The 19,539-nt window shown below is 71.5% G+C and carries 17 protein-coding genes; 7 read left to right on the forward strand and 10 right to left on the reverse strand.

What is annotated here, in order from left to right:
- The first annotated feature begins 76 nt into the window (after positions 1 to 76).
- A complete protein-coding gene (locus NQ706_RS06200) occupies positions 77 to 1,777 on the forward strand; it encodes an FAD-binding oxidoreductase (RefSeq protein ID WP_038566753.1) in 1,701 nt (566 codons plus the stop codon).
- Entirely contained in the window at positions 1,774 to 2,670 is an 897-nt protein-coding gene (locus tag NQ706_RS06205) for a diacylglycerol kinase family protein (RefSeq protein ID WP_038566751.1), read from the forward strand. The genes NQ706_RS06200 and NQ706_RS06205 overlap by 4 nt, the downstream gene beginning before the upstream one ends.
- Before the next feature lie 20 nt (positions 2,671 to 2,690).
- Here NQ706_RS06205 and crtI read toward each other — a convergent pair whose 3' ends face one another.
- The 8 genes from crtI to NQ706_RS06245 all read right to left on the reverse strand — a co-directional run bounded on the left by crtI (position 2,691) and on the right by NQ706_RS06245 (position 10,776).
- Positions 2,691 to 4,172 carry a phytoene desaturase family protein gene (gene crtI, locus NQ706_RS06210; RefSeq protein ID WP_038566749.1) on the reverse strand — a complete coding sequence of 494 codons (1,482 nt, stop codon included), beginning with the start codon at positions 4,170 to 4,172 and terminating at the stop codon, positions 2,691 to 2,693.
- The gene (idi, locus tag NQ706_RS06215) at positions 4,169 to 4,888 is read right to left on the reverse strand and encodes an isopentenyl-diphosphate Delta-isomerase (protein WP_235181993.1); all 720 of its coding nucleotides are present in this window, start codon (positions 4,886 to 4,888) and stop codon (positions 4,169 to 4,171) included. Before idi ends, crtI begins: the two co-directional genes overlap by 4 nt.
- Before the next feature lie 55 nt (positions 4,889 to 4,943).
- Positions 4,944 to 6,152 (reverse strand): polyprenyl synthetase family protein, encoded by a 1,209-nt coding sequence (locus NQ706_RS06220; RefSeq protein WP_051805579.1) that lies wholly within the window; start codon positions 6,150 to 6,152, stop codon positions 4,944 to 4,946.
- Positions 6,149 to 7,894, reverse strand: a complete 1,746-nt coding sequence (locus tag NQ706_RS06225) for an FAD-dependent oxidoreductase (protein WP_038566748.1) — start codon at positions 7,892 to 7,894, stop codon at positions 6,149 to 6,151. Before NQ706_RS06225 ends, NQ706_RS06220 begins: the two co-directional genes overlap by 4 nt.
- Entirely contained in the window at positions 7,891 to 8,208 is a 318-nt protein-coding gene (locus tag NQ706_RS06230) for a lycopene cyclase domain-containing protein (RefSeq protein WP_038566746.1), read from the reverse strand. The genes NQ706_RS06225 and NQ706_RS06230 overlap by 4 nt, the downstream gene beginning before the upstream one ends.
- Before the next feature lies 1 nt (position 8,209).
- Positions 8,210 to 8,680 (reverse strand): lycopene cyclase domain-containing protein, encoded by a 471-nt coding sequence (locus tag NQ706_RS06235; protein WP_038570202.1) that lies wholly within the window; start codon positions 8,678 to 8,680, stop codon positions 8,210 to 8,212.
- A gap of 31 nt (positions 8,681 to 8,711) precedes the next feature.
- Positions 8,712 to 9,737 carry a DUF5914 domain-containing protein gene (locus NQ706_RS06240; RefSeq protein WP_051805575.1) on the reverse strand — a complete coding sequence of 342 codons (1,026 nt, stop codon included), beginning with the start codon at positions 9,735 to 9,737 and terminating at the stop codon, positions 8,712 to 8,714.
- 79 nt (positions 9,738 to 9,816) lie between these two features.
- Complete coding sequence (locus NQ706_RS06245; protein ID WP_051806356.1) at positions 9,817 to 10,776, reverse strand: phytoene/squalene synthase family protein; 960 nt, start codon at positions 10,774 to 10,776, stop codon at positions 9,817 to 9,819.
- 327 nt (positions 10,777 to 11,103) lie between these two features.
- On the opposite strand from NQ706_RS06245, the gene NQ706_RS06250 reads away from it, so the two are divergent.
- Both NQ706_RS06250 and NQ706_RS06255 read left to right on the forward strand, forming a co-directional pair.
- On the forward strand, positions 11,104 to 12,318 hold the full coding sequence (locus NQ706_RS06250) for a glycosyltransferase (protein ID WP_051805573.1): 1,215 nt from the start codon (positions 11,104 to 11,106) through the stop codon (positions 12,316 to 12,318).
- A 37-nt stretch (positions 12,319 to 12,355) separates the two neighbouring features.
- Positions 12,356 to 13,984 (forward strand): glycosyltransferase family 39 protein, encoded by a 1,629-nt coding sequence (locus NQ706_RS06255; RefSeq protein WP_150112707.1) that lies wholly within the window; start codon positions 12,356 to 12,358, stop codon positions 13,982 to 13,984.
- 115 nt (positions 13,985 to 14,099) lie between these two features.
- Here NQ706_RS06255 and NQ706_RS06260 read toward each other — a convergent pair whose 3' ends face one another.
- Positions 14,100 to 14,822: a hypothetical protein gene (locus NQ706_RS06260; RefSeq protein WP_038566743.1), complete on the reverse strand. Its 723-nt coding sequence runs from the start codon at positions 14,820 to 14,822 to the stop codon at positions 14,100 to 14,102.
- Positions 14,823 to 15,058: 236 nt separating this feature from the next.
- On the opposite strand from NQ706_RS06260, the gene NQ706_RS06265 reads away from it, so the two are divergent.
- A complete protein-coding gene (locus NQ706_RS06265) occupies positions 15,059 to 16,474 on the forward strand; it encodes a tryptophan-rich sensory protein (RefSeq protein WP_038570184.1) in 1,416 nt (471 codons plus the stop codon).
- Positions 16,474 to 17,196 (forward strand): CPBP family intramembrane glutamic endopeptidase, encoded by a 723-nt coding sequence (locus tag NQ706_RS06270; RefSeq protein WP_038566740.1) that lies wholly within the window; start codon positions 16,474 to 16,476, stop codon positions 17,194 to 17,196. Before NQ706_RS06265 ends, NQ706_RS06270 begins: the two co-directional genes overlap by 1 nt.
- A 204-nt stretch (positions 17,197 to 17,400) precedes the next feature.
- Here the strand turns inward: NQ706_RS06270 and NQ706_RS06275 are convergent, their stop codons facing one another.
- A complete protein-coding gene (locus NQ706_RS06275) occupies positions 17,401 to 18,042 on the reverse strand; it encodes a DUF3253 domain-containing protein (protein ID WP_235181992.1) in 642 nt (213 codons plus the stop codon).
- A gap of 273 nt (positions 18,043 to 18,315) precedes the next feature.
- On the opposite strand from NQ706_RS06275, the gene NQ706_RS06280 reads away from it, so the two are divergent.
- Positions 18,316 to 19,515: a glycosyltransferase gene (locus tag NQ706_RS06280; RefSeq protein WP_051805568.1), complete on the forward strand. Its 1,200-nt coding sequence runs from the start codon at positions 18,316 to 18,318 to the stop codon at positions 19,513 to 19,515.
- Positions 19,516 to 19,539 lie beyond the last annotated feature (24 nt).

Here is a 19,539-nt window from a genome sequence, read left to right on the forward strand (position 1 = left end):
CACGATTGGCCCGTCGGAGCAATGAAACATTGAGACAAATCGTGACTCAGTGTCTCACGCACGGCATGATGGGGTCATGAAGGATGACGCGAACCTCGTCGAGACCGCCCCGCGCTCGGTGTGGCACGGCTGGGGAGACCCGCAGCTCAAGAAAGAACTCTCCCCGCTCGTCTGGCGCGGGTTGAAGCTCGCCAAGGGCATCGAACCGGCTGAGCAGGACACTCCGCCCGTCGCGCTCGACGACGTCGAGCTGCCCGCCTCCACCCTCGACGACGACGGCCTCGCCGCCCTGCGCACACTCGTCGGCGACGCGTACGTCAGCGTCGAACGACGCGAGCGCATCGAGCACGCCGGGGGCAAGAGCTACCCCGACCTGTATCGGCTGCGCACCGGCGACGGCAGTCACGCGCCGGACGCCGTCGCGTTTCCCGCCGACGGCAGCGAGGTCGTCGAGGTGCTGCGCCTCGCCGCGCAGCGTGAGATCGCCGTCGTCCCGTTCGGCGGTGGCACGAGCGTCGTCGGCGGTGTCGACCCCGTGCGCGGTCGGTTCGCGAGCGTCATCAGTCTCGACCTACGGCGCCTCGACGCCGTCGTCAGCATCGACGAGACGTCGCGCACCGCAACGCTCCAGCCCGGGCTGCGCGGCGCCCAGCTCGAAGCCGTGCTGCGTCCGCGCGGACTCACGCTCGGACACTTCCCGCAGAGCTACGAACAGGCAACGCTCGGCGGATATCTCGTGACGCGCAGCTCCGGGCAGGCGTCCTCCGGGTACGGACGGTTCGAGCAGAACGTCGTCGCCGTCACCCTCGCCACGCCCGAGGGCGAGCTGACGCTCGGCGGGCGGACTCCCAGCTCGGCGACGGCCGCCGGGCCGAAGCTCATCGACGTGCTCATCGGCAGCGAGGGCACGCTCGGCGTCATCACCGAGATGACGCTGCAGCTGCACGAGGGACCGACCGAGTTCGCTTACGAGACCTGGGCGTTCGACTCGTTCACCGACGGGTTCGACGCGTTCCGGGCGCTCGCGCAGGATCTCGGCCACGGCGTCATGCCGGACGTCAGCCGCCTCTCCGACGGTGAGGAATCACGCACGATCCTGGCCCAGTCGGCGCGAGGGCTCGCGGCGATGGCGACCTTCGCCGCGCGCGGCGCCCGCGAGCCGTCGCTCGGGGTGCTGCGTTGGGAGGACACCGACCGCACCACCCTGCGTCGGCGCCGGCGACAGGCGCACCGCGTGCTGCGCACGGCGGGTGCGCGACGTGCGCCCGCGTCGATCGCCGAGCACTGGATCAGCCACCGCTTCCGCGGGCCCTACCAGCGCGACCACCTCATGGATCGCGGCATCTTCGTCGAGACGCTCGAGACGGCGACGACGTGGGCGAACCTGCCGACGCTCTACAGCGCGGTGCGCGATGCGATCAGCGCCGAGGTCGGCCCGCACGCCGTCGTCCAGTGCCACGTCTCGCACCTCTACGACGGCGGCGCCTCGCTCTACTACACGTTCTTCTGCCGCGAGGAGAGCGACCCGCTCGCCCAGTGGCGCCGCGTCAAGACGGCCGCGAGCGACGTCATCGCGGCACACGGTGGCACGATCACGCACCACCACGCCGTCGGCACCGACCACCGCGCCTGGGCCGCTGACGAGATGGGCGAGCTCGGCGCGCGCATCCTGCGCGCGGTGAAGAACGAGCTCGACCCGGCCGGAATCCTCAACCCCGGCAAGCTCGTTCCGCCGGTCGACGACGCCCCCGACGCGTGCGAGGCCGGGGCGTCATGACGCGGCCCGTCACCCTGGTCGTCAACCCGGCTGCGCGCAAGGGTGCGACGCTGCGCATGATCGATCCGGTGACGGACATCCTGCGCGCGCACGGTTGGCGCGTCGACGTCGTGGTCACGCGGTCGGCGGACCACGCGTCGCAGGTCGCCGCCGACGCGAACGTCGACGACCTGCTCGTCACGCTCGGCGGCGACGGGCTCTACGGGCGGGTGGCCGCGGGCGCCGTCGTCAGCGGCTGCCTCATGGCGCCGTTGCCCGCGGGGCGTGGGCACGACCTCGTCCGCGCACTCGGGGGCCCGGGCGACATGCGACGCGCCGCGCAGCTGCTCGCCGTCGCGCGCGAACGCCGCCTCGACGTCGGACTGGCCGGCGACGGCGACCCGTCGACCGCCACGGTCTTCCTCGGTGTGGCGACGCTCGGCTACGACTCGATGGCGAACACGTACGCCAACGACGCTCCGCGCGCGGTGCCGAGTTCGCTCGTCTACGCCTACGGCGGCGCTCGAACGCTCGTGCACGCGCGGCCGCGACCGTTGACGCTCGTCGTCGACGGGGTGACGCACGAGTTCACCGGGTGGAACGTCGCGATCGGCAACTCGGGGCGATTCGGCGCCGGGATGCGCGTCAACCCCGACGCGTCGATGAGCGACGGGTTGCTCGACGTCACCGTCGTCACCGACATCCCACGCTGGCACTACCCGGCGATGCTGCCGCGCCTGTTTCGCGGCACCCATGTCGACGGGGTACGTGTTCGAGCGCTGCGCGGACGCGAGATCCGCGTCATCACGCCCCACGTCGGGGATGTCTATGCCGACGGCGACCTGCTCGAGGCGTCGCCGACGACGTTCCGTGCGCTGCCCGACGCCCTGCGCGTCCTCGTGCCGGCGCCCTGAGACGCCTGAGCGTCGAGCCGTCAGCGCCCGACGTAGGCCTCGACGCGCGCCGCGGCGAGCTTGCCGCTGACGAGCACCATCGGCACGCCGACACCCGGCACGGTGCCGGAACCGGCGAAGAATACGCCGGGGCGGCGGCGTTCGACGTTCGGCGGGCGGAACGGGCCGGTCTGCAGGAACGTGTGGCTGAGCGCGAACGGCGTTCCCGCGGCCATACCCTGCGCCTGCCAGTCGGTGGGATCGACGAACTCGTCGGTGACGATCGTCGTCGGGTAGCCGGCGTCATCGAGGAAAGCGAGCAGTTCCTCCTTCATGCGCGGCCGCTCGGCCGCCCAGTCGACACGCCCGACGTCGAGGTTGGGTGCGGGCTCGAGGACGTACAACGTCGAACAACCCTCCGGCGCGGCGGTGGCATCGTCACGAGACGGAATGGTGACGAGCCGCGACGGGTCCTGCATCCGCGTGCCGCGCACGAGCAGATCGTCGAACGACTCCTCCCACGCCGTGCCGAAGTGGATGTTGTGGTGCGCGGCGTCGCTCGGCACACCCTCGACCCCGAGGTGCCAGACGACCGCGGACGGCGAGTACGTCGCACGCTTCAGGACGGCCGGCGGTTCGAGGTCGTCGAGCAGCGTCCGGTAGGCGATGGGCAGGTCGGTCGTGCAGACGATCGCGTCACACGGCAGGCGCTCGTCACCACTCGGGCCGGACGTCTCGACCCCGGCGACGACGCCGTCAGCGCGGGTGAGGATGCGCGTCACGGTCGTGTCGTAGCGCTGTTCGACGCCTGTGCGCCCGAGCGCACGCGCCATTGCCTCGGGCACCTCGCGCATGCCGCCGGCCGGGAACCAGACACCCTCGATCGAGTCCATGTACGTGATGACGGCGTACAGCGCGAGCGCCTTCTCCGGCGCGAGACCTGCATACATCGCCTGGAACGAGAAGATGCGGTGCAGGCGTTCGTCGTCGAAGCGCTCGCGGATGACAGGTCCGAGGCGACGGAACCCGCCGAGCCTCACGAGCCGCGCGGCTGCAGCCGGGTTGCGCAGCAGGTCGAGGGGTGAGTCGAAGTTCGCGTCGATGAAGTGCGGCATCTCGACCTCGTACAGCCGCCGCAGCCACGCGACGAAGTCGTCGAACGCCGCCGCGTCCTTCGCGCCGCACTCGCGCGCGATCTCCTCGCGCATCGCCTCGTGGCCGTGGCGGACGAAGATGGTCGAACCGTCCGCGTAGCAGGCGCGATAGGCGGGGTCGAGCAGCGTCAGGTCGAGCACGTCGTGCACGCCGACGCCGATCTGCGCGAGGGCCTCGTCGACGAGGTCGATCATCGTCAGGACGGTCGGGCCGGTGTCGAACGTGAACCCGTCCCGCTCGAGGCGGATGCCGCGCCCACCCGCCTGCGCCTGCTTCTCGACGATGACGACGTCGTGCCCGGCGCCGCGTAGATGACAGGCTGCGGCCAGGCCGGCGAGGCCGGCTCCGATGACGACGATGCGACTCATGCGAGATCCTTCCCATCGAGGGGTTCGTGTTCTTCGTGCTGCGTGTGCTCGTGCGCGGTCTGGTCGTGCTGGGGCGCGAGCGTCAAGAGGCCGTTCTCCCCCAGCTGCTCGGCGAGCAGCACGATCTGCTCGGCCGCCCACGGGCTGAGCAGCGCCGGAGTGCGACGCGCGAGGTGGACGGCGTCGGGCCAGGCGATCCAGGCCCACTCGCACACCTCGTCGGGGTGCGGTGCGAGCTGCGCGGGGTCGATGCGCCCGACGAGCACCGGGCAGATCTCGTGCTCGACGATGCCGGACGCGTCGACCGCGCGGTAACGGTAGCTCGGCAGGACGACGCGCAACTGCGTCACATCCAGCCCGAGCTCTTCACGCACGCGCCGGCTCACCGCGTCCTGCGTGGGTTCGTCGGGGCGCGGATGCCCGCAACAGGTGTTCGTCCACACACCCGGCCACGCGACCTTCGTCAGCGCGCGACGGGTGAGCAGCAGGCGACCCGCGTCATCGAACAGGTAGCTCGAGAAGGCGCGATGCAGCGGCGTGTCATGGGTGTGCACCTCGGCGCGCGGGCACGTGCCGATCGCGGCGCCGTCATCGTCGAGCAGGACGACGACGTCGTCGGTCGCGGCCGGCACACCCGTAGTAGGAGCGGCGGGCGCGGCACCGAACGTCGCTTCCGCTGGCTTGCCGGGCGCGTCGATCATCGGCGTCTCGCGCATCGGGGGTGCTTCTTTCGAGTCGTCGGCGTGAGGTGCTGGATGATCCTGACGACGTTCACGCATCGCGCACCGCCAGTTCGTCGGCGAAACGCGTGAGTTCGTCACGCACCGCGCCCTGCGGCAGCGCCGCGAGAGCATCGAGGGCATCAGCGTGGCGATCGGCGATGCGGGCGACGGCCTGCGCGCGCACGCCCGCCGCGTCGAGGCGCTGCAACCAGGCGTGTGTCTCGGCCTCGTCGAGTGGTTCGCGACCCGGCGCCAGGCGTCGCGTCAGCTCGCCGTCGAGGGCCGAGTCGGCGAGGCCGAGGACGGTCGTCGGCTTGCGTTCGCGCAGATCCTCGCCCGCCGGTTTGCCCGTGACGGCGGGTTCGCCCCACAGGCCGATGATGTCGTCGGCGAGCGCGAACGCCTCACCGAGCGCGGCGCCGAATCGGCTCAGCCACGCCGGTGGCGCGCTCTCGCCGGCGAGCAACGCGCCGATCTCGAGGGGGCGCTGCACCGTGTACGCGCCCGACTTGGCATGCGCGACGCGGCGTGTGCTCACCTCGTCGAGGCGTGCCTCGGCGGCGAAGACGAGGTCGAGCCGCTGCCCGGTGACGAGCTCGACGACCGCTGCATCCCACGCGTCGGCCACGTGCTCCGGCAGAGCGCGGACGAGGCGGTTCGCGAGCGCGAACGCGAGATCACCGGCGAGGACGGCGACGCTGTCGCCGAGGCGCGCAGCGTCGGGGCCGTCGGGCTGAGCTGCGGCGGCTCTCACCTGGTGGTGCGCGGTCGGAGTGCCGCGTCGCGTGTCAGAGGCATCCATGACATCGTCCTGCAGCAACCCGAACAGGTGCAACAACTCGAACGCCGCAGCGACACGAACGACAGCGTCGGTGGTCGCGGGGTCGTCGTCGGGGTTGGTGCACTCGCGCGCCGCCAGGTACCCGAGGCGGACGAGCCGGGGCCGCACGAGTTTGCCGCCGGCTGCGAGAAGATCACGCACGAGCGTCTCGAGCGACGATGCCTCGACCAGCGCTGACGAGGGCAGTCCGGCCGTCACCACACCGCCGGCGTCGGCCGCGAAGGCAAGGCTCTCGGCCAAGCGCGCCTGCACGGCGTCGAGAAAGCTGGCGGCATCGGTGAGACGGCACGCGTCGCTGCGGCGTCCTCCATCTCGACTCTCGGTGTCGCAGCGTCCCGCGGCGCGCCGCTCGCGCCCGAGTCCTTCGAGCCCGGAACGTCCGGCGTCGGGGGCGACGTCGTTCTGCCGTCCGCTCATCGGCCACGCCCTGACGAATCGCGACCTACCGTCGTGAGGCCACGCTCGCGCAGGCGCAGCGCCGCACGGGCGGCGCGCAGCGACCGCGGGAACCGCGCCCGCGTCGGCACGCTCCACAGCTCGTGCCCGGGCAACCCCCAGTGGCGCAGCAACGCGTTCGCGGCCTGGAAACCGGTCGTCGCCGCCCGCTCCATGAGCGCGACGGGCAGCTCGCAGCGCACGCCGTCACCGGCGAGGACGAGCTTCGGCTGCGGCGTGACGACGCCCGGGCGCGCGGCCCACTCGTCCGTACCGGCGAGGGGGCAGTCGGCCTCGACGAGCACCTCCTCGTGCACCGGCTCGCACCCGGTGAGCACAGGGTGCAGGCGCTCGAGCTGATGTCGTAGGTCGGCGAGCGCTTCGTCATCGGTGACGTCGTCGGGCACCGCGTAAGCATGCAGTTCGACGACGCTGCCGCCGCACCGCTCGGCCCACTGCGCGGCGCCGTCCTCGAGGTCGTGGACGAGAGAGACGTTGTCGAGATGGCCGTACGCGGCCGTGCCGACGAACGGCGCGCGGCCCGCCGCGACGGGGCGGTCGAACCACAGTCGCTGCACGATGAAACGAGGCGCCATCTCCCCGGTCAGCACGGACGCACGCCAGGCCTCGTCGCCGAGGTCGGTGCCGTCGACGAGACGCTGCAGCACGTCACGACTCGTCGCGATGACGACGGCGTCGGCGCGGAGCGAGCCATGGGCATCGTCACGGTCAATGGCGAAGTCAAGGCGGCCGCGACTCGCCTCGTCGGTACCCACCGCACCCGCAGCCGCGCCGGCGCTGACACGGAAACCCTCGCCGTCGCGCTCGATCGACTCGACGCGACAACCCGTCACGACGTGCGCGCCGAGGTCTTCGAGGTAGGAGCGCAGCGGTCGCCACATCGTCGTGTCGAAGTCGTCGCGGCTGACGTCGAACAGCAGCCCCTCGCCGGAACCGAGGAAGTACATGTGGAACATGGCGATGAGTTCGCCGGCGGAGAAGTCGCGCGGGCCGGCGAAGAAGCTGCGTGCGAACACCTCGAGCGCGAGCGAGCGCATGCGTTCGGGGAACCGCAGCGCGTCGAGGGCGTCGGCGGCGCTCACCCCGTCGTAGCGCGAATACGTGGCGGGGAAGTCGACGTCGAGCAGGTCGAGGGCGCGGTCGGCATCGACGCGCGACAGGTCGCGCAGACCGAACGAGGGGCTGCGGGCGACGAACGACAGGAAGTTGAGCGGCGGCCTCGTCGCGATCTGCGTGAACGAATCCTGCGTACCGTCCGCGTGACGCAGCGGGTAGTCCGCGACGGGCCGCAGACATTCGAGGCCCGGGTCGACGCGGCGCAGCAGCGCGCGCAGGTTGTAGTACTGGCGGAAGAACGCGTGAAACCCGCGGCTCATCGTCGCTCGATCGTCCGGGGCGCCCGACGCGTCAGCGCCCGGGGTCGGCACGTCGACGGGCCAGCTGCGCACGCGGCCACCGAGGCTGCTCTCTGCCTCGATGAGCGTGACGCGCACGCCGCGCTCGGCCAGCCCGACGGCGGCGCTGATGCCGGCAATCCCACCACCCACGACGACGACGTGGGGGGCCGCGGCGTCCGCCACCCTCGACGCAGCAGGGCCACCCCGACCGTCAGGCTCATGCCGTTCGGCCGCCGCATCACGTCCGGGGCGCCACGGCGGCACCCGTCGCAGCCCCGCCGTGAAGGCCTCGATCGTCGCGCTCATCGTGCGTTCTCCTTTCGGCGGCGGCCGTGGTGTTCCCACAGCAGGATCGTCAGCGTCACCATCGAGAAGCCGAACCCGAAGTCCTCGATCGGGATGTCCCACGGAAAGCGGATGCCGAGGAACTGATCGCGCCCGTAGAGGACGATCGGGTCGCTCAGCTTCGTCAGCCAGCCGTCGACGAGGATCTGGAACGCGAACACGATGACCATCGAGCACCAGTAGCGCGCCGAGGTGAAGATGCCGGTGCGCCAACGCCCTTCGAGAGCGACGACGCCGATCATCGACGCGACGGTCAGCACGGTGTACTCGGGCACGTCACACCTCCCTCGACGGGCGATGATCGCCTCGCGCGGACGAGCCATCAGCCGCCACATGGCGTCCCTCGCCCGCCCGCCCGTCCGGATCGACCCGGGCGAGAGCACTTCTCGCGCTCCCGCTCGAGCGCCACGCGGCGAGCAGGCGCAGGCAGAACCCGACGGCTCCGTACGTCAGCAGCCCGCAGATCGGGATGACGACGAAGAACACGAGCTCCTCGATCGGCATCGGGGTGAGCGGCACATCCCAACCCGACGTGAACCGCGGCGAGTACGACCAGTGATCGCGCACGATCCCGACGATGTCCCACACACTGAACAGCACGACGACGGGCAGCAGCGCCGCGAGCAATCGTCGCGGGCGTGAGTACACGCGGGCGCGCAGGACGAGTTCGAGCGGCAGCGTGATGAGCAGGCATCCACCCATGAGCAGCAGGTACTGATAGGGATCCCAGGACGCGGGCAGGCTCATGTCACCCACCCCACCACGACGTCGGCCGCCGTCACGACTGCCCGTCCCGCGCGAAACCCGAACGCAGTTCGTAGCGACGCTCCGCGTACTCGAGGTCGTCGACCCACAACTGGCCCTGCGTGCGCAGCACGAGCGGGCGGATGAGCGGCGCGAACGCCCGCGCCGCACGGAAACCGGGGCGCTCGGAGTGCGCGATCGTCGCCTCGTGAATGACGCTGCGAGCCGGCTGCTCGGCGCTCGCCGGCTGCACGCACGTCGCGTGGGTCTCGACGGTGCTGCCGACGCCCTCGCCGTCGATGATCGTCATCGTGATCGTGCGGCTGTCGGCGCACGTGAACGCCGCGCGCACCGGAACGCCGTAGGTGTGGTTGAGGCGGAACGTCACGTCGGTGACGAGGCAGTCGTCGTCGCTCGCGTCCTCGTCGACGACGAGGTGGCTGAACGCGTATGGGTGGAACCAGGCCCCGTGCCACGGGTCGAGGCGATTCGCGATGACGTCGGACGTCTCGCAGCGCGCTTCACGCGTGTAGACCGCGACGAGCGCCTCGTCGAGTGGAGCGCGCGCGGGCAGCACCGGCGCGGCGCTCGGCGTCTCGCCGTCGCTGGGCAACCGCACCCAGAACAGGACGCCGTCGTCGTGCGCGGGGTAGGTGAGCCATTCGCCCGGCCACTCGCTCGGCAGCCGCAGCCCGTGCCAGCGGCACAGCACGTCGCCGTCATCGGTGTGGCAGTTCTCCAGCAGCGCACCCATGTGCGGGCACGCGCCCGGCCCCGCGAGCGCCGAGCCGTCGGTGCCGCGCCACAACGCGATCTCGCGTCCGAGGATCGTGCGCACCGTCGAACGCCCCGCGACGACGTCCGTGCTCGCGGCCGCGACGTGCCAGCCACCCGCGTCCTGGGCGAGGGCGCGCGCCAGCATCCGCTCGATGCGGGGCACCGCAGCCTGACGCCACGTCGAGCGAATCTGCTCCTCCGGCGGCTGCGGGACGCGTCGGATCGGGTTGCGCCGCGCGATCTCGGCACGCAGCTCGGCGCGGTTGCGGGGCGGGCGTCTCATCTGCGGCTCCTTCGGCGAGTTTCGGTGGGCGAGGGGGTGCGGTGGGTCGAGCCGGTCTCCATCGTCGGGTGCACCTCGCTCACGACGCGGACGACGTCACGGCCGGCTCGTCCGCCACGGCCGATGACGAGGGCGCGACCGGCGCCGCAGTTCGGGCGCGTCCGGTGACGACGACGGCTCCCGCGATGGCGCTCTTGCGTGCTGCGGAGACGCGGTGGCGCGTGCTGAACACGTCGTAGTCGGCCGCCTCGATGAGGCACAGGATGCGTGAGTACATCGCGAGCGCCGCGCCGACGCACCGTCGCGACGAGGCCGGCAGGTGCGGCAGACCGGCTTCGGCGTCGTGGAACAGCGCGCGGTTTCGGGCGATCTGCTCGGCCATGAACGCGCGCCACTGCGGGGTGACGCGGCGCAGCCACGGGTCGGCGCCGTGCGCGGCGAGTTCGTCGGCGGGCAGGTAGACGCGACCGCGTTCGAGGTCTTCGCCGACATCGCGCAGGAAGTTCGTCAGCTGGAACGCGAGCCCCAGCGCGCGGGCCGGAGCGAACGCGGCCTCCCGCGAGCGCGGGCGCAGCACAGGCAGCATCATCTCGCCGATGACGGCGGCCGAGCCCTCCATGTACTCGTCGCGCAGCTGAGGCCACGACGCCCACGACGTGCGGACGAGATCGAGCTGCATGGCGCCGAAGAAGCGGTCGTAGCAACCGGAATCGAGGTCGAGACGCCGGGCGGTGTCGACGATGGCGGCGAACAACGGGTCGTCGCTGCGCCCCGCGGCGAGGTCGGCCTGGAAGCGCTGTTCGAACTGCGCGAGACGCTCCCCCGGCGGCAACGATGCGTCGAGGCCGTGCCCGGTGGCCTTCTCGGGCTCGTCGACGATGTCGTCGGCCAGGCGGCACAGGGCGTACAGACCGTAGACGTCGCGGCGCTGCTGCGGCGGCAGGAACAGCGTCCCCCAGTAGTACGTCGTGCCGTGCGTGCGGGTGATGTCGCGCGCCTGGCGGTAGCCATGGGTGAGGAGGGCCTCGGGGTCTGTCACGAGTGCCTCCACGGGTGGCGGGGTGTGAACGTCCATCGGCCGGTCGCAGGTGAGGGGGACCTGCTCGCGGGTCCGAACCATGAGCATAGCCGCCGACGCGCCGATGCGAGCGCCCCGGAGGCGTTGGAAAATCACGGAATTCGACCATGGGGGTTGGCGTTTGCGACCGTGCCGCGGCGACTCTGCGGGCCCGTTCGTGCCGTCGTGGCGGCACTACGATGAGGGCACCCGTCCGGCTATTCGAAGGTGTGCCATGCGATTCCGACGCCCGCGCGAACGCGACGCGAGCACCGAAACCCCGTGCGTTCACCCGTCGGAGCAAGCTGCATGAGGGTCGTCATCGCCGCCGCCGGCAGCCGCGGCGACGCCGTCCCGTTCGGGGTGCTCGCCGCGCGTCTCGTCGCCCGTGGGCACGACGTCACCGTCGTCACCCACGCGTCGCTCGCGCACGTCATGCCGGGCGGCCCGCGCGTCGTGACGGTGGCGAGCGATCCGGGTGCCCTCCTCGCCGGCCCGGCGGGCACCGCACTGCGGCGTGGTGATCTGCGCGCGCTCAACCGCACGCGCAACGTGTTCGCCGAGTTCCTGCAGTCGTTCGGGCCGACCACGCGTGAGGCGCTCGCGGGCGCCGACGTCCTCGTCGCCTCCAGCTTCGCCATCGCCGCCGTCGACGAGGCGATGCGCGCCGACGTCCCCGTCGTCCGCGCGCACCTGTGGCCCGAGTTCGACACGCTCGACGGGCCGATGCCGCTGCTGCCGTACGCGTGGACGCTGCCCACCGGTGTGCGGCGTCGCGCGCGTGGAGCGCTGCGGCGCGTCGAACCGTACTTCGCGGGCGTCGACGGCGGATGGGCCGACGGCCGACTCGACCTGCGCGCCGCCCACCCCACGGGCCTGACGACGGCGACTCTTGGCTCGCTGCATGCGTACAGCCCGCTGCTCGCCGAACCGGTGGACGACTCCCGCACTGTCGTCACGGGGTGGTGGCGCGAGGCGCCGCACGAGGGCTTGTCGGAGCGCACCCGGGCGCTGCTCGCCTCCGGCGACGAGTGGATCGCCGTCGGGTTCGGCTCGATGCACCAGAACTCACCGGGCCGCGTCGTCGACGTCGTCACCGAGGCGTGCCGGAGACTCGGCGTGCGCGCGCTCGTCCAGCTCGACGGTGCGCCGCGCGAGGCGGATGGCGTCGTCGTCGGCATCGATGACGAGCCGCACCACGCGCTGTTCGCGCAGGTGCGCGCCGTCGTCCACCACGGCGGGTCGGGGACGACGGGTACCGCGCTCGCCGCGGGCGCGCCCAGCGTCGTCGTCCCACACTTCGCCGACCAGTACCACTGGGCGCACCGCCTCCACACGCTCGACCTCGCACCCGCGCCGCTGCCGCGTCGATTGCTCACCGCGGGGTTGCTGACGCGTCGGCTGCGCGCGGCGATGAGTGCTGGAATGCGCGAGCGTGCAGTGGATCTCGGACGTCAGGTGGCGACCGAGGACGGCGCGGGCGTGGCTGTCGCCGCCATCGAACAGTTCGTCGGCGGGGCATGACGTGACGCCGTCCGCGTCGAGTTCATCGAGGTGGCGTGTGTCGGCGCGGTTCGTCGAGGCGCAGCCGTGGTGGCGCCCCGGTGCTCCGGCAGCGCTGGCCGTCATGATCGTGCTGCTCGCGACGGCGTCGCGCCACGGTTTTCACGGCGACGAGCTGTACTTTCGCATGTTGCCGCCCGCGTGGTGGTACGACGATCAGCCGCCGCTCACCGTCTGGCTCGCGCACGCAGCGGCGTCGGTGAGTGACGCGGTATGGGTGCAACGGCTGCCGGCCGCGCTCGCGGCGGGGGCGGGCGCGCTCGTCGCGGGGCTGTTTCCGCGGCTTCTCGGCGCTGATGTGAGGGTGCAGCGCATCGCCGCGTGGGCGTATGCGTTCACCGTCTATCCGCTGCTCATGGGGCACGTCATGCTGACGGCGAGCCTCGATCTGCTCGCGTGGCAGCTCGTCGTGCTCGGTGTCGTCGCTGCGCTGACGGGGCGTCGCCGTGCGCTGACGTGGGCCGGCGCGGCGGCTGGGGTGGCGTGCTGGAACAAGCTGCTCGTCCTCGTGCTCGTCGCGGCGGCCTTCGTCGCGCTCGCCGCGTGCGCCCGGTGGGTGCTGCGCACCCGTGACGCCTGGTGCGGCGCCGCGTTGCTCGTCGCGGTCGGCGGGTTCCAGGTGGGGGCGCAGATCGTTCACGGCGTGCCGATGCTCGACGTCTCGGCCGACCTCGTCGCCCGTCATGGGGCGCTCAACCGATGGCTCGTCGTGCCGCTGCTCGTCGTGTTCGTCGGACCGCCGTTCGTGCAGGTCGCGTGGCGGGGGTTGTGGTGGCACCCGGGAAGTCGTCGTGCCGCCCACCCCGGAGCTGACGGCGGCGACGACGGCGGTCGGCACGTCGAGGCGGACGGCTGGCGCAGCCGTCCCGCTGACGACGCCCGCGTCAAGGCGTTCGGCGGCGTCACGAACGATCCTTTCTCCACCGACGACGGTCACGCCGGCCGCATCGCCCCGGACCCACCACAACAGCGCACCGGGCCGGTGTTCGCCGTCATGGCCGCGATCGTCCTTGTGTTCGCGCTCGTCTCCCCTGCGCAGCCCTACTACGCGGTCGCGGTGTTCTTGCCGCTTGTCGCGGTCGGTTGGGCGCGGGCGGCTGCGGACGAGGAGCACGTGTGGCGGCGCGCGCCCATCGTCGTGACGGCGAACGCCGTCGTCGCAGCCCTCATCTGCCTACCGATCGTGCCCGCTTCGTCACCGGCGTTCTCCATCGTCTCCGCCCTCGACCCCATGCAGCGCGACCAGACCGACTGGCCGTCACTCGCCGCTCAGATGGCGGCAGCCCGTCCGACGGGTGCGGCCATCGTCACCGATTCGTATGCCCTCGCCGGAGCTGCGCATCAGTACGGCCCTGCGCTCGGGGTGCCGCGTGCCGACGTCGCCTCGTGGCACAACGCGCTCTGGAGCCTCGGGCCGCCACGCAGCGACGGGGACACGCATGACGTCCTCGCCGTCGGTGGGGACGAGCACCGCATCCGTGCGGCGTTCACGCGCTGCGACCCCGCCGGGCGGCTCATCGCGCCGCACGACCCGTTCGGCCTCGACGGCACGACGATGCTGCGATGTTCCGACCCGCGCGGAGGATGGGGCGCCGTCTGGTCGACGTTGCGCCGCCTCGGCGGTTGAGGCGCACTCCCCTACTCCTCGTGTGGCGCGGCGCGCGTCCAAGGCCGCGATGTTGCCCACTTCTTGGGGCGCGGGCGCCGTGACACCCGGGCAACATCGAGGGAGGCGGGGTGTGTCAGGGTGCGGTGATGTCGCGCGGGCGTCGTAGCAGGTCGAACGCCACGACGACGAGAGCAACTGCGAGCGCCAGCAGCGAGACGCCCTCCGCCACCCCGCGCGGGATGGGCGCCGGCGCCGGCATGACGTGGTCGAGACTCATGAGCGACGACACGGCACCCAGCGCCCCGAGCACGCGCGTCAGCGTGTGACGGGGCTCGCGCTCGCTCGCGAACCGATCGCGATCCCCTCGTGAGCCGGCCGACCGCACCCCCACCAGCCCATGTGCGAGCAACAGGACGGACGGCGCCGGCAGCGCGAGCACGCCGCCCACCATGTGCACCCCGATGGCTCCGTCAGCGGGAAAGACCGCGACCCACACGAGTCCGACGCCGAGGCAGACGAGCGCCGCCGTCAGCGATCGTCCGAGTCGATCGTGCGTCAGAACCCCCGCCGTCAGGATGCAGGCTCCTGCGACGCCGACGGCGACGTTGAAGAGGTCGGCGCGCGGCGAGCAGACCCAGAATCCGTGCCAGTCGCGGCAGATCGTGCGTCCGAGGTCGCTGATCATCGCGCGCCGCCAGGAGAACGACGCGCCCCGAGCATGCACCGCCGCGACGTACGCGCCCACGCACAGCACGAGCCCGAGGACGAGCAATGCCGCCGCCGAACGCTCGCGCCGAGCCGAGCGGCGCTCAGCTCGGAGCGGCGGGTACGAGGGCTCGCCCTGAGGTTCGGACACGTCGAGGAGTGTAGGCCGCAGCCGCCCAGCCCCCTCGTGGGCGCCGGCAGGCTGGAATGACGGCGAACCGTTCCCCACGCACCGCGGCGCTCAGGTGCGCCCGCATGAGCGGCGCAGCTGACGCCCGCGCTGAGCGACCCCGCTGTGACCGGCGCCGCTGACGCCGACGTCAGGTACGACTATCCTGAAATTCCAACGTGATCCACGCGCATTCCTCGATGAAACGGATGGACTTCATGACCTCTCGCCTCGCCCTCGTCACCGGGGCCACCGGATACGTCGGCGGCCAGGTGGCCGCTGAACTCGTCGAGCGGGGATGGCGCGTGCGCGTGCTCAGCCGCAGCGAGAAGAAGGTGCGTTCGCTGCCGTGGGGCGAGCACGTCGAGGTCGTCGAGGGGGACGCGTCCGAGGCCTCCGACGTCGCGCGCGCCATGGAGGACGTCGACGTCGCCTGGTACCTGCTGCACTCGATGAGCACGTCCGACGACTTCGTCTCCGAGGAGAAGGAGATGGCCTCGACGTTCGCCGACGCCGCCCGCGACGCCGGCGTCTCGCGCATCGTCTACCTCGGTGGCCTGCACCCGGACGACGAGGACGTCGAGCAGTTGTCCGACCACCTGCGCTCGCGCGTCGAGGTGGGCCACGTGCTCATCGACTCCGGCGTTCCGACGGCGGCGCTGCAGGCGGGCGTCGTCATCGGTGACGAGTCGTCATCGTTCATCATGCTGCGCAACCTCAGCGAGCGCCTGCCCGGCGCGATCGCGCCGAAGTGGATCAAGAACCGCATCCAGCCGATCGCCGTCGCCGACGCCGTGCACTATCTCGTCGGTGCCGCCGACCTGCCCGCCGACGTCAGCCGCACCTTCGACATCGGCGGCCCCGAACCGATGCCGTACGGCGACATGATGAAGCGCTACGCGAAGGCGACGAAGCGCTGGCTGCCGCGCATCGTCGGCACCGCGCCGGTGACGACGGCCGGACTCGCCGGGCACTGGATCGGCCTCGTGACGCCCGTCTCCAGCAGCCTGGCGGCGCCGCTCATCGGCAGCCTGCAGCACGACACCGTCGTCCACGAACGCGACCTCGACGACCTCGTCGGCGCACCTCCGGGCGGTCACACGACGTTCGAGGATGCCGTGCGCGCGGCCGTGAAGGACCTCGACACCTCGCGCTGGGTACGCACGCTCGGGCTGACGTCCGCCGCCGTCGCCGCGACCGCCGTCGCCGGCTCGCTGCTGACCGACCCGAAGTCGGCGTGGTACCGCACGCTGCGCAAGCCTGCGATCCAGCCGCCGCCCGCCGCGTTCCCGATCGTGTGGAGCGCGCTCTACACCGACCTCGCGCTCATCTCGAGCCTGACGATCGCCGACCTCGCCGAGACGGGCCGCACCAAGGAACAGCGGGCGTACATCGCGGCGCTCGCCGCGAACCTGGCCCTCAACGTCGGCTGGAACGGCACGTTCTTCGCCGCGAAGAAGCTGCGTCCGGCGGTGCTGGAGGCTGCGGTGCTCGCCGCCAGCTCGGCCGACCTCGTGCGCCGCGCGCACAAGGCCTCGCCGGAGAAGGGCGTCGTGCTCGCGCCGTACGCGGCGTGGACGGGGTTCGCCACCGTCCTCAGCGCGGTCATCGCCCGTCGCAACCCGGGACGCTGATGGCGACATCGCACCGCTCACCTCGCCACGTCTTCGGCGCCGCGCTCGCAGGGGCACGCGACGTCGAACTACGTGACGCCGCAACCGATCCCGTGCCCGAGCATCGTCTCGGGGCGACGCGGGTCATCATCGGCGCGACGGGCGTCGCGGCCGCCGTCGCACTGTCGTGGTCGCTCAATCTCGAGCCGGGGCAGGCCCTGTTCTACCCGGCGACGTTCCTCGTCGCCGTCATCTACGGAGCGGGGATCTTCGCGGCCGGCCGGGTCGGCGCGACCAGGCTGCGCTGGCGCGCTGACGGACGCGAACTGCTCGAGGCGTTCGGCATCGGCATCGCGTTGGCGCTGTTGTTCGTCGTCGGCGCGCTTCTCGTGCGCTTCATCCCGGCGCTGCGCGACCCCGTCTCGCACCTGCTCGACCATGCCCGTAAGGGCAGCCTGCCGATCGTCGCACTGACGACGGCCGTCAACGGCATCGCCGAGGAGGTGTTCTACCGAGGCGGGCTCTGGCGCGTGCTGTCGCCGAGGAAGCGCGTGCTGTGGACGACGGTCGCCTACACCGCCGTCACGGCCCTGACCGGCATTCCGCTGCTCGCACTCGCCGCGGCGATGCTCGGCTTCGTCGTCGCCGTGCTGCGTCAGCAGTCGGGCTCGCTCGCGGGGCCGATCGTCACGCACCTGACGTGGTCGATGCTCATGCTGTTCGTCCTGCCGCACGTCGTGTAGTGAGATCGGCCGCCCGACGCCCTTGACGTGGGTGTCCCCCCTCTGCGATCTACGGTGGAAATCAACCTGTGGTGCCAGGCTGGCACTCAGCGCGGCGTCGGGGGACGGTCGCGGCGGATCTCGAGCGATACGCCCCGTCGTCAGACTGAGCGTCAGCGCTTTTCGCCCGACATCGCGTCGGCAGCGACGCGATGTCGGGGAACATCACGACGAGGGGCGCTCCCCAGCGTCACCACGAATGTCATCGTCAGCGCCACCGTCGGCAAAGATGATCCTGACGGGCCCGCGAGCTGTCTCGTCGACGGCCTTGCCCTTCTGGGTGACGAGCACCTCGCCGGCCGCTCGCATTCGATGCGCCACGGCGCGGACGGCGGGCATGAGGTCGCGCCACCCGTCATCGCCGTTCGTCGCATCGCTGCCCCCGGTGGTGGTCGACTCGCCTCCGACTTGGGTCGCCGTCTCGTGGCCACTCGCCTTCGAAATACCGTCGCCATGGATGTCAGTGTGCGCGCCGCTGCCGACCACGCGCGCGACGTCGCTGGGGCAGATGCTCTTGCCGGCGCGATGACGCAGCAGCGCACGGATCGTCGCTTCGATGCGGACGTCGCGTTCGTCGTCGGACGGAGTAGTCCACCATTCGTAGCCCCGTTCGCCGAGAGCGATCTTGGCCTCCTGCACGCGCGGTCGGGCGTGCTCGGCGTCCGTGCGCACGAGGCGACGGGCGGCCATCAGTTCGTCGACGAGTTCTTGCCGCAGCTTCGGCGGGATGCCGGGGTCGGACGCGCGCCAGCGTCGACCGTTCACGACGATGTAGCGACCGTCCGGGGTGCGCTCGGGTTCACTCACCCGCCCACTGTGACGGCCCACGCCGCCGCGTGTCCACCGGAGCACGTCCGACATGCCCGAGCCGATGAAGACGGGGCTGCCTCGCGCCGCCTCCCCGGGGCCTGGCTCATGTCGGCGGCACCGTCTGACTGCAGATGCGCGATGCACTTGTCAGGCCGAGGGACGATCGTTCAACGGGCGAGCCTGCGGGTAGGGTGACGGCGCCCGCCCTCGGTCGCGTTCACTGTGTCGTGCTCAGTGTCGTAGCCGATGAGATCGCGTCCAGGAGAAGCCATGATTCGTGTCGCGTCGGTTCCGGCCGATCACCCCTACGTCGCGCACCTCTCCCCGACCGGCGAGACACCAGGCGACGGGTGCGACGAGGTGATCCGCCTGCCCGACCCGCCCGTCATCGCTGACGACGGCTCGACGCGCTGGTGGCCGCCGCGCATCCTCGATCCGGCCTGGCTACGCGAGCATGTTGGCGAGTTCGACGTGCTGCACGTCCACTTCGGGTTCGAGTCGTTCAGCCCTGAGCACCTGCGCGAGGTCGTCGACGTGGCGCACGAGCTGGGCAAGGGCGTCGTCGTCACGGTGCACGACCTGCGCAACCCGCACATCGAGGACCCGGCGGCGCAGCTCAGCCGACTCGACGCGCTCGTGCCGGCGGCTGACGCCGTCATCACGCTGACGCAGGGCGCGGCTGATGCGATCCAGGCTCGCTGGGGTCGCGACGCCGTCGTCGTGCGCCACCCGCACATCGTGCCGCTGGACGTCATGGCCGCGCTCCTGCTCGATGACACTTCCTCTCGGACGAACCGCGCCGACGCGCGGTCGAGCGACGACAGCACAGCGGCGCCCGCGCGAAATGATCGTCGGCGAATCGGCTTGCACCTCAAGAGTCTTCGCACGAACGTAGACGCAGCGGGAGCGCTCGACGCGCTCGCCCTCGTCGCCGATGAGCGGCCTGACGTCGAGATCGTCGTGACGATGCACCGCGCCGTTGCGGACCCAACCGATCGCGGTCACGACGCCTGCGTCGTCGAGCGCGCCGAGGCGCTGGCGGCGCGCGGCGCCATCACGCTCGTCCTGCACGAGCCGATGGATGACGCGACGCTGTTCGCGTTCGTCGGTGGCCTCGACGTCAGCGTCATGGCGAACGTCTGGGGCACCCACTCGGGGTGGATCGAGATGTGTCACGACCTCGGCGTGCGCGTCGTGGCACCGAACATCGGGTTCTACGGCGAACAGCACGCGCCCGTCCTCTACGATCTCGCGGGCCGGGGCGATGAGGCCGAGGACGGTGCGGCCCAGGACGGTGCGGCCGCGAGTGAAGACGCCACCGTCGACGCTCGCAGGCTTGCCGACACGATCCTGGTCGCCGTCGACCAAGGGCGCGCCGCCCCGGCCGACGTCGCCGAACGCCGCGACGAACGCGATGCCGGAGCACGCGTTCACTCCGAGATCTACCGCGCCAGCATTCCCACTCGTTGAAGCGACGTCGCCCCTGGCGCGTCT

Origin of the sequence: Dermacoccus sp. BD5 (assembly GCF_044878485.1) — a bacterium.
GTDB classification, from domain to species: domain Bacteria; phylum Actinomycetota; class Actinomycetes; order Actinomycetales; family Dermatophilaceae; genus Dermacoccus; species Dermacoccus nishinomiyaensis.

Excerpts from the sequence above, each read along its gene's own strand:
- NQ706_RS06200 (WP_038566753.1), top strand. The coding sequence starts at position 77 with ATGAAGGATGACGCGAACCTCGTCGAGACCGCCCCGCGCTCGGTGTGG.
- NQ706_RS06205 (WP_038566751.1), top strand. The coding sequence starts at position 1,774 with ATGACGCGGCCCGTCACCCTGGTCGTCAACCCGGCTGCGCGCAAGGGT.
- crtI (WP_038566749.1), bottom strand. The coding sequence starts at position 4,172 with ATGAGTCGCATCGTCGTCATCGGAGCCGGCCTCGCCGGCCTGGCCGCA.
- idi (WP_235181993.1), bottom strand. The coding sequence starts at position 4,888 with ATGCGCGAGACGCCGATGATCGACGCGCCCGGCAAGCCAGCGGAAGCG.
- NQ706_RS06220 (WP_051805579.1), bottom strand. The coding sequence starts at position 6,152 with ATGAGCGGACGGCAGAACGACGTCGCCCCCGACGCCGGACGTTCCGGG.
- NQ706_RS06225 (WP_038566748.1), bottom strand. The coding sequence starts at position 7,894 with ATGAGCGCGACGATCGAGGCCTTCACGGCGGGGCTGCGACGGGTGCCG.
- NQ706_RS06235 (WP_038570202.1), bottom strand. The coding sequence starts at position 8,680 with ATGAGCCTGCCCGCGTCCTGGGATCCCTATCAGTACCTGCTGCTCATG.
- NQ706_RS06240 (WP_051805575.1), bottom strand. The coding sequence starts at position 9,737 with ATGAGACGCCCGCCCCGCAACCGCGCCGAGCTGCGTGCCGAGATCGCG.
- NQ706_RS06250 (WP_051805573.1), top strand. The coding sequence starts at position 11,104 with ATGAGGGTCGTCATCGCCGCCGCCGGCAGCCGCGGCGACGCCGTCCCG.
- NQ706_RS06265 (WP_038570184.1), top strand. The coding sequence starts at position 15,059 with ATGACCTCTCGCCTCGCCCTCGTCACCGGGGCCACCGGATACGTCGGC.
- NQ706_RS06270 (WP_038566740.1), top strand. The coding sequence starts at position 16,474 with ATGGCGACATCGCACCGCTCACCTCGCCACGTCTTCGGCGCCGCGCTC.
- NQ706_RS06280 (WP_051805568.1), top strand. The coding sequence starts at position 18,316 with ATGATTCGTGTCGCGTCGGTTCCGGCCGATCACCCCTACGTCGCGCAC.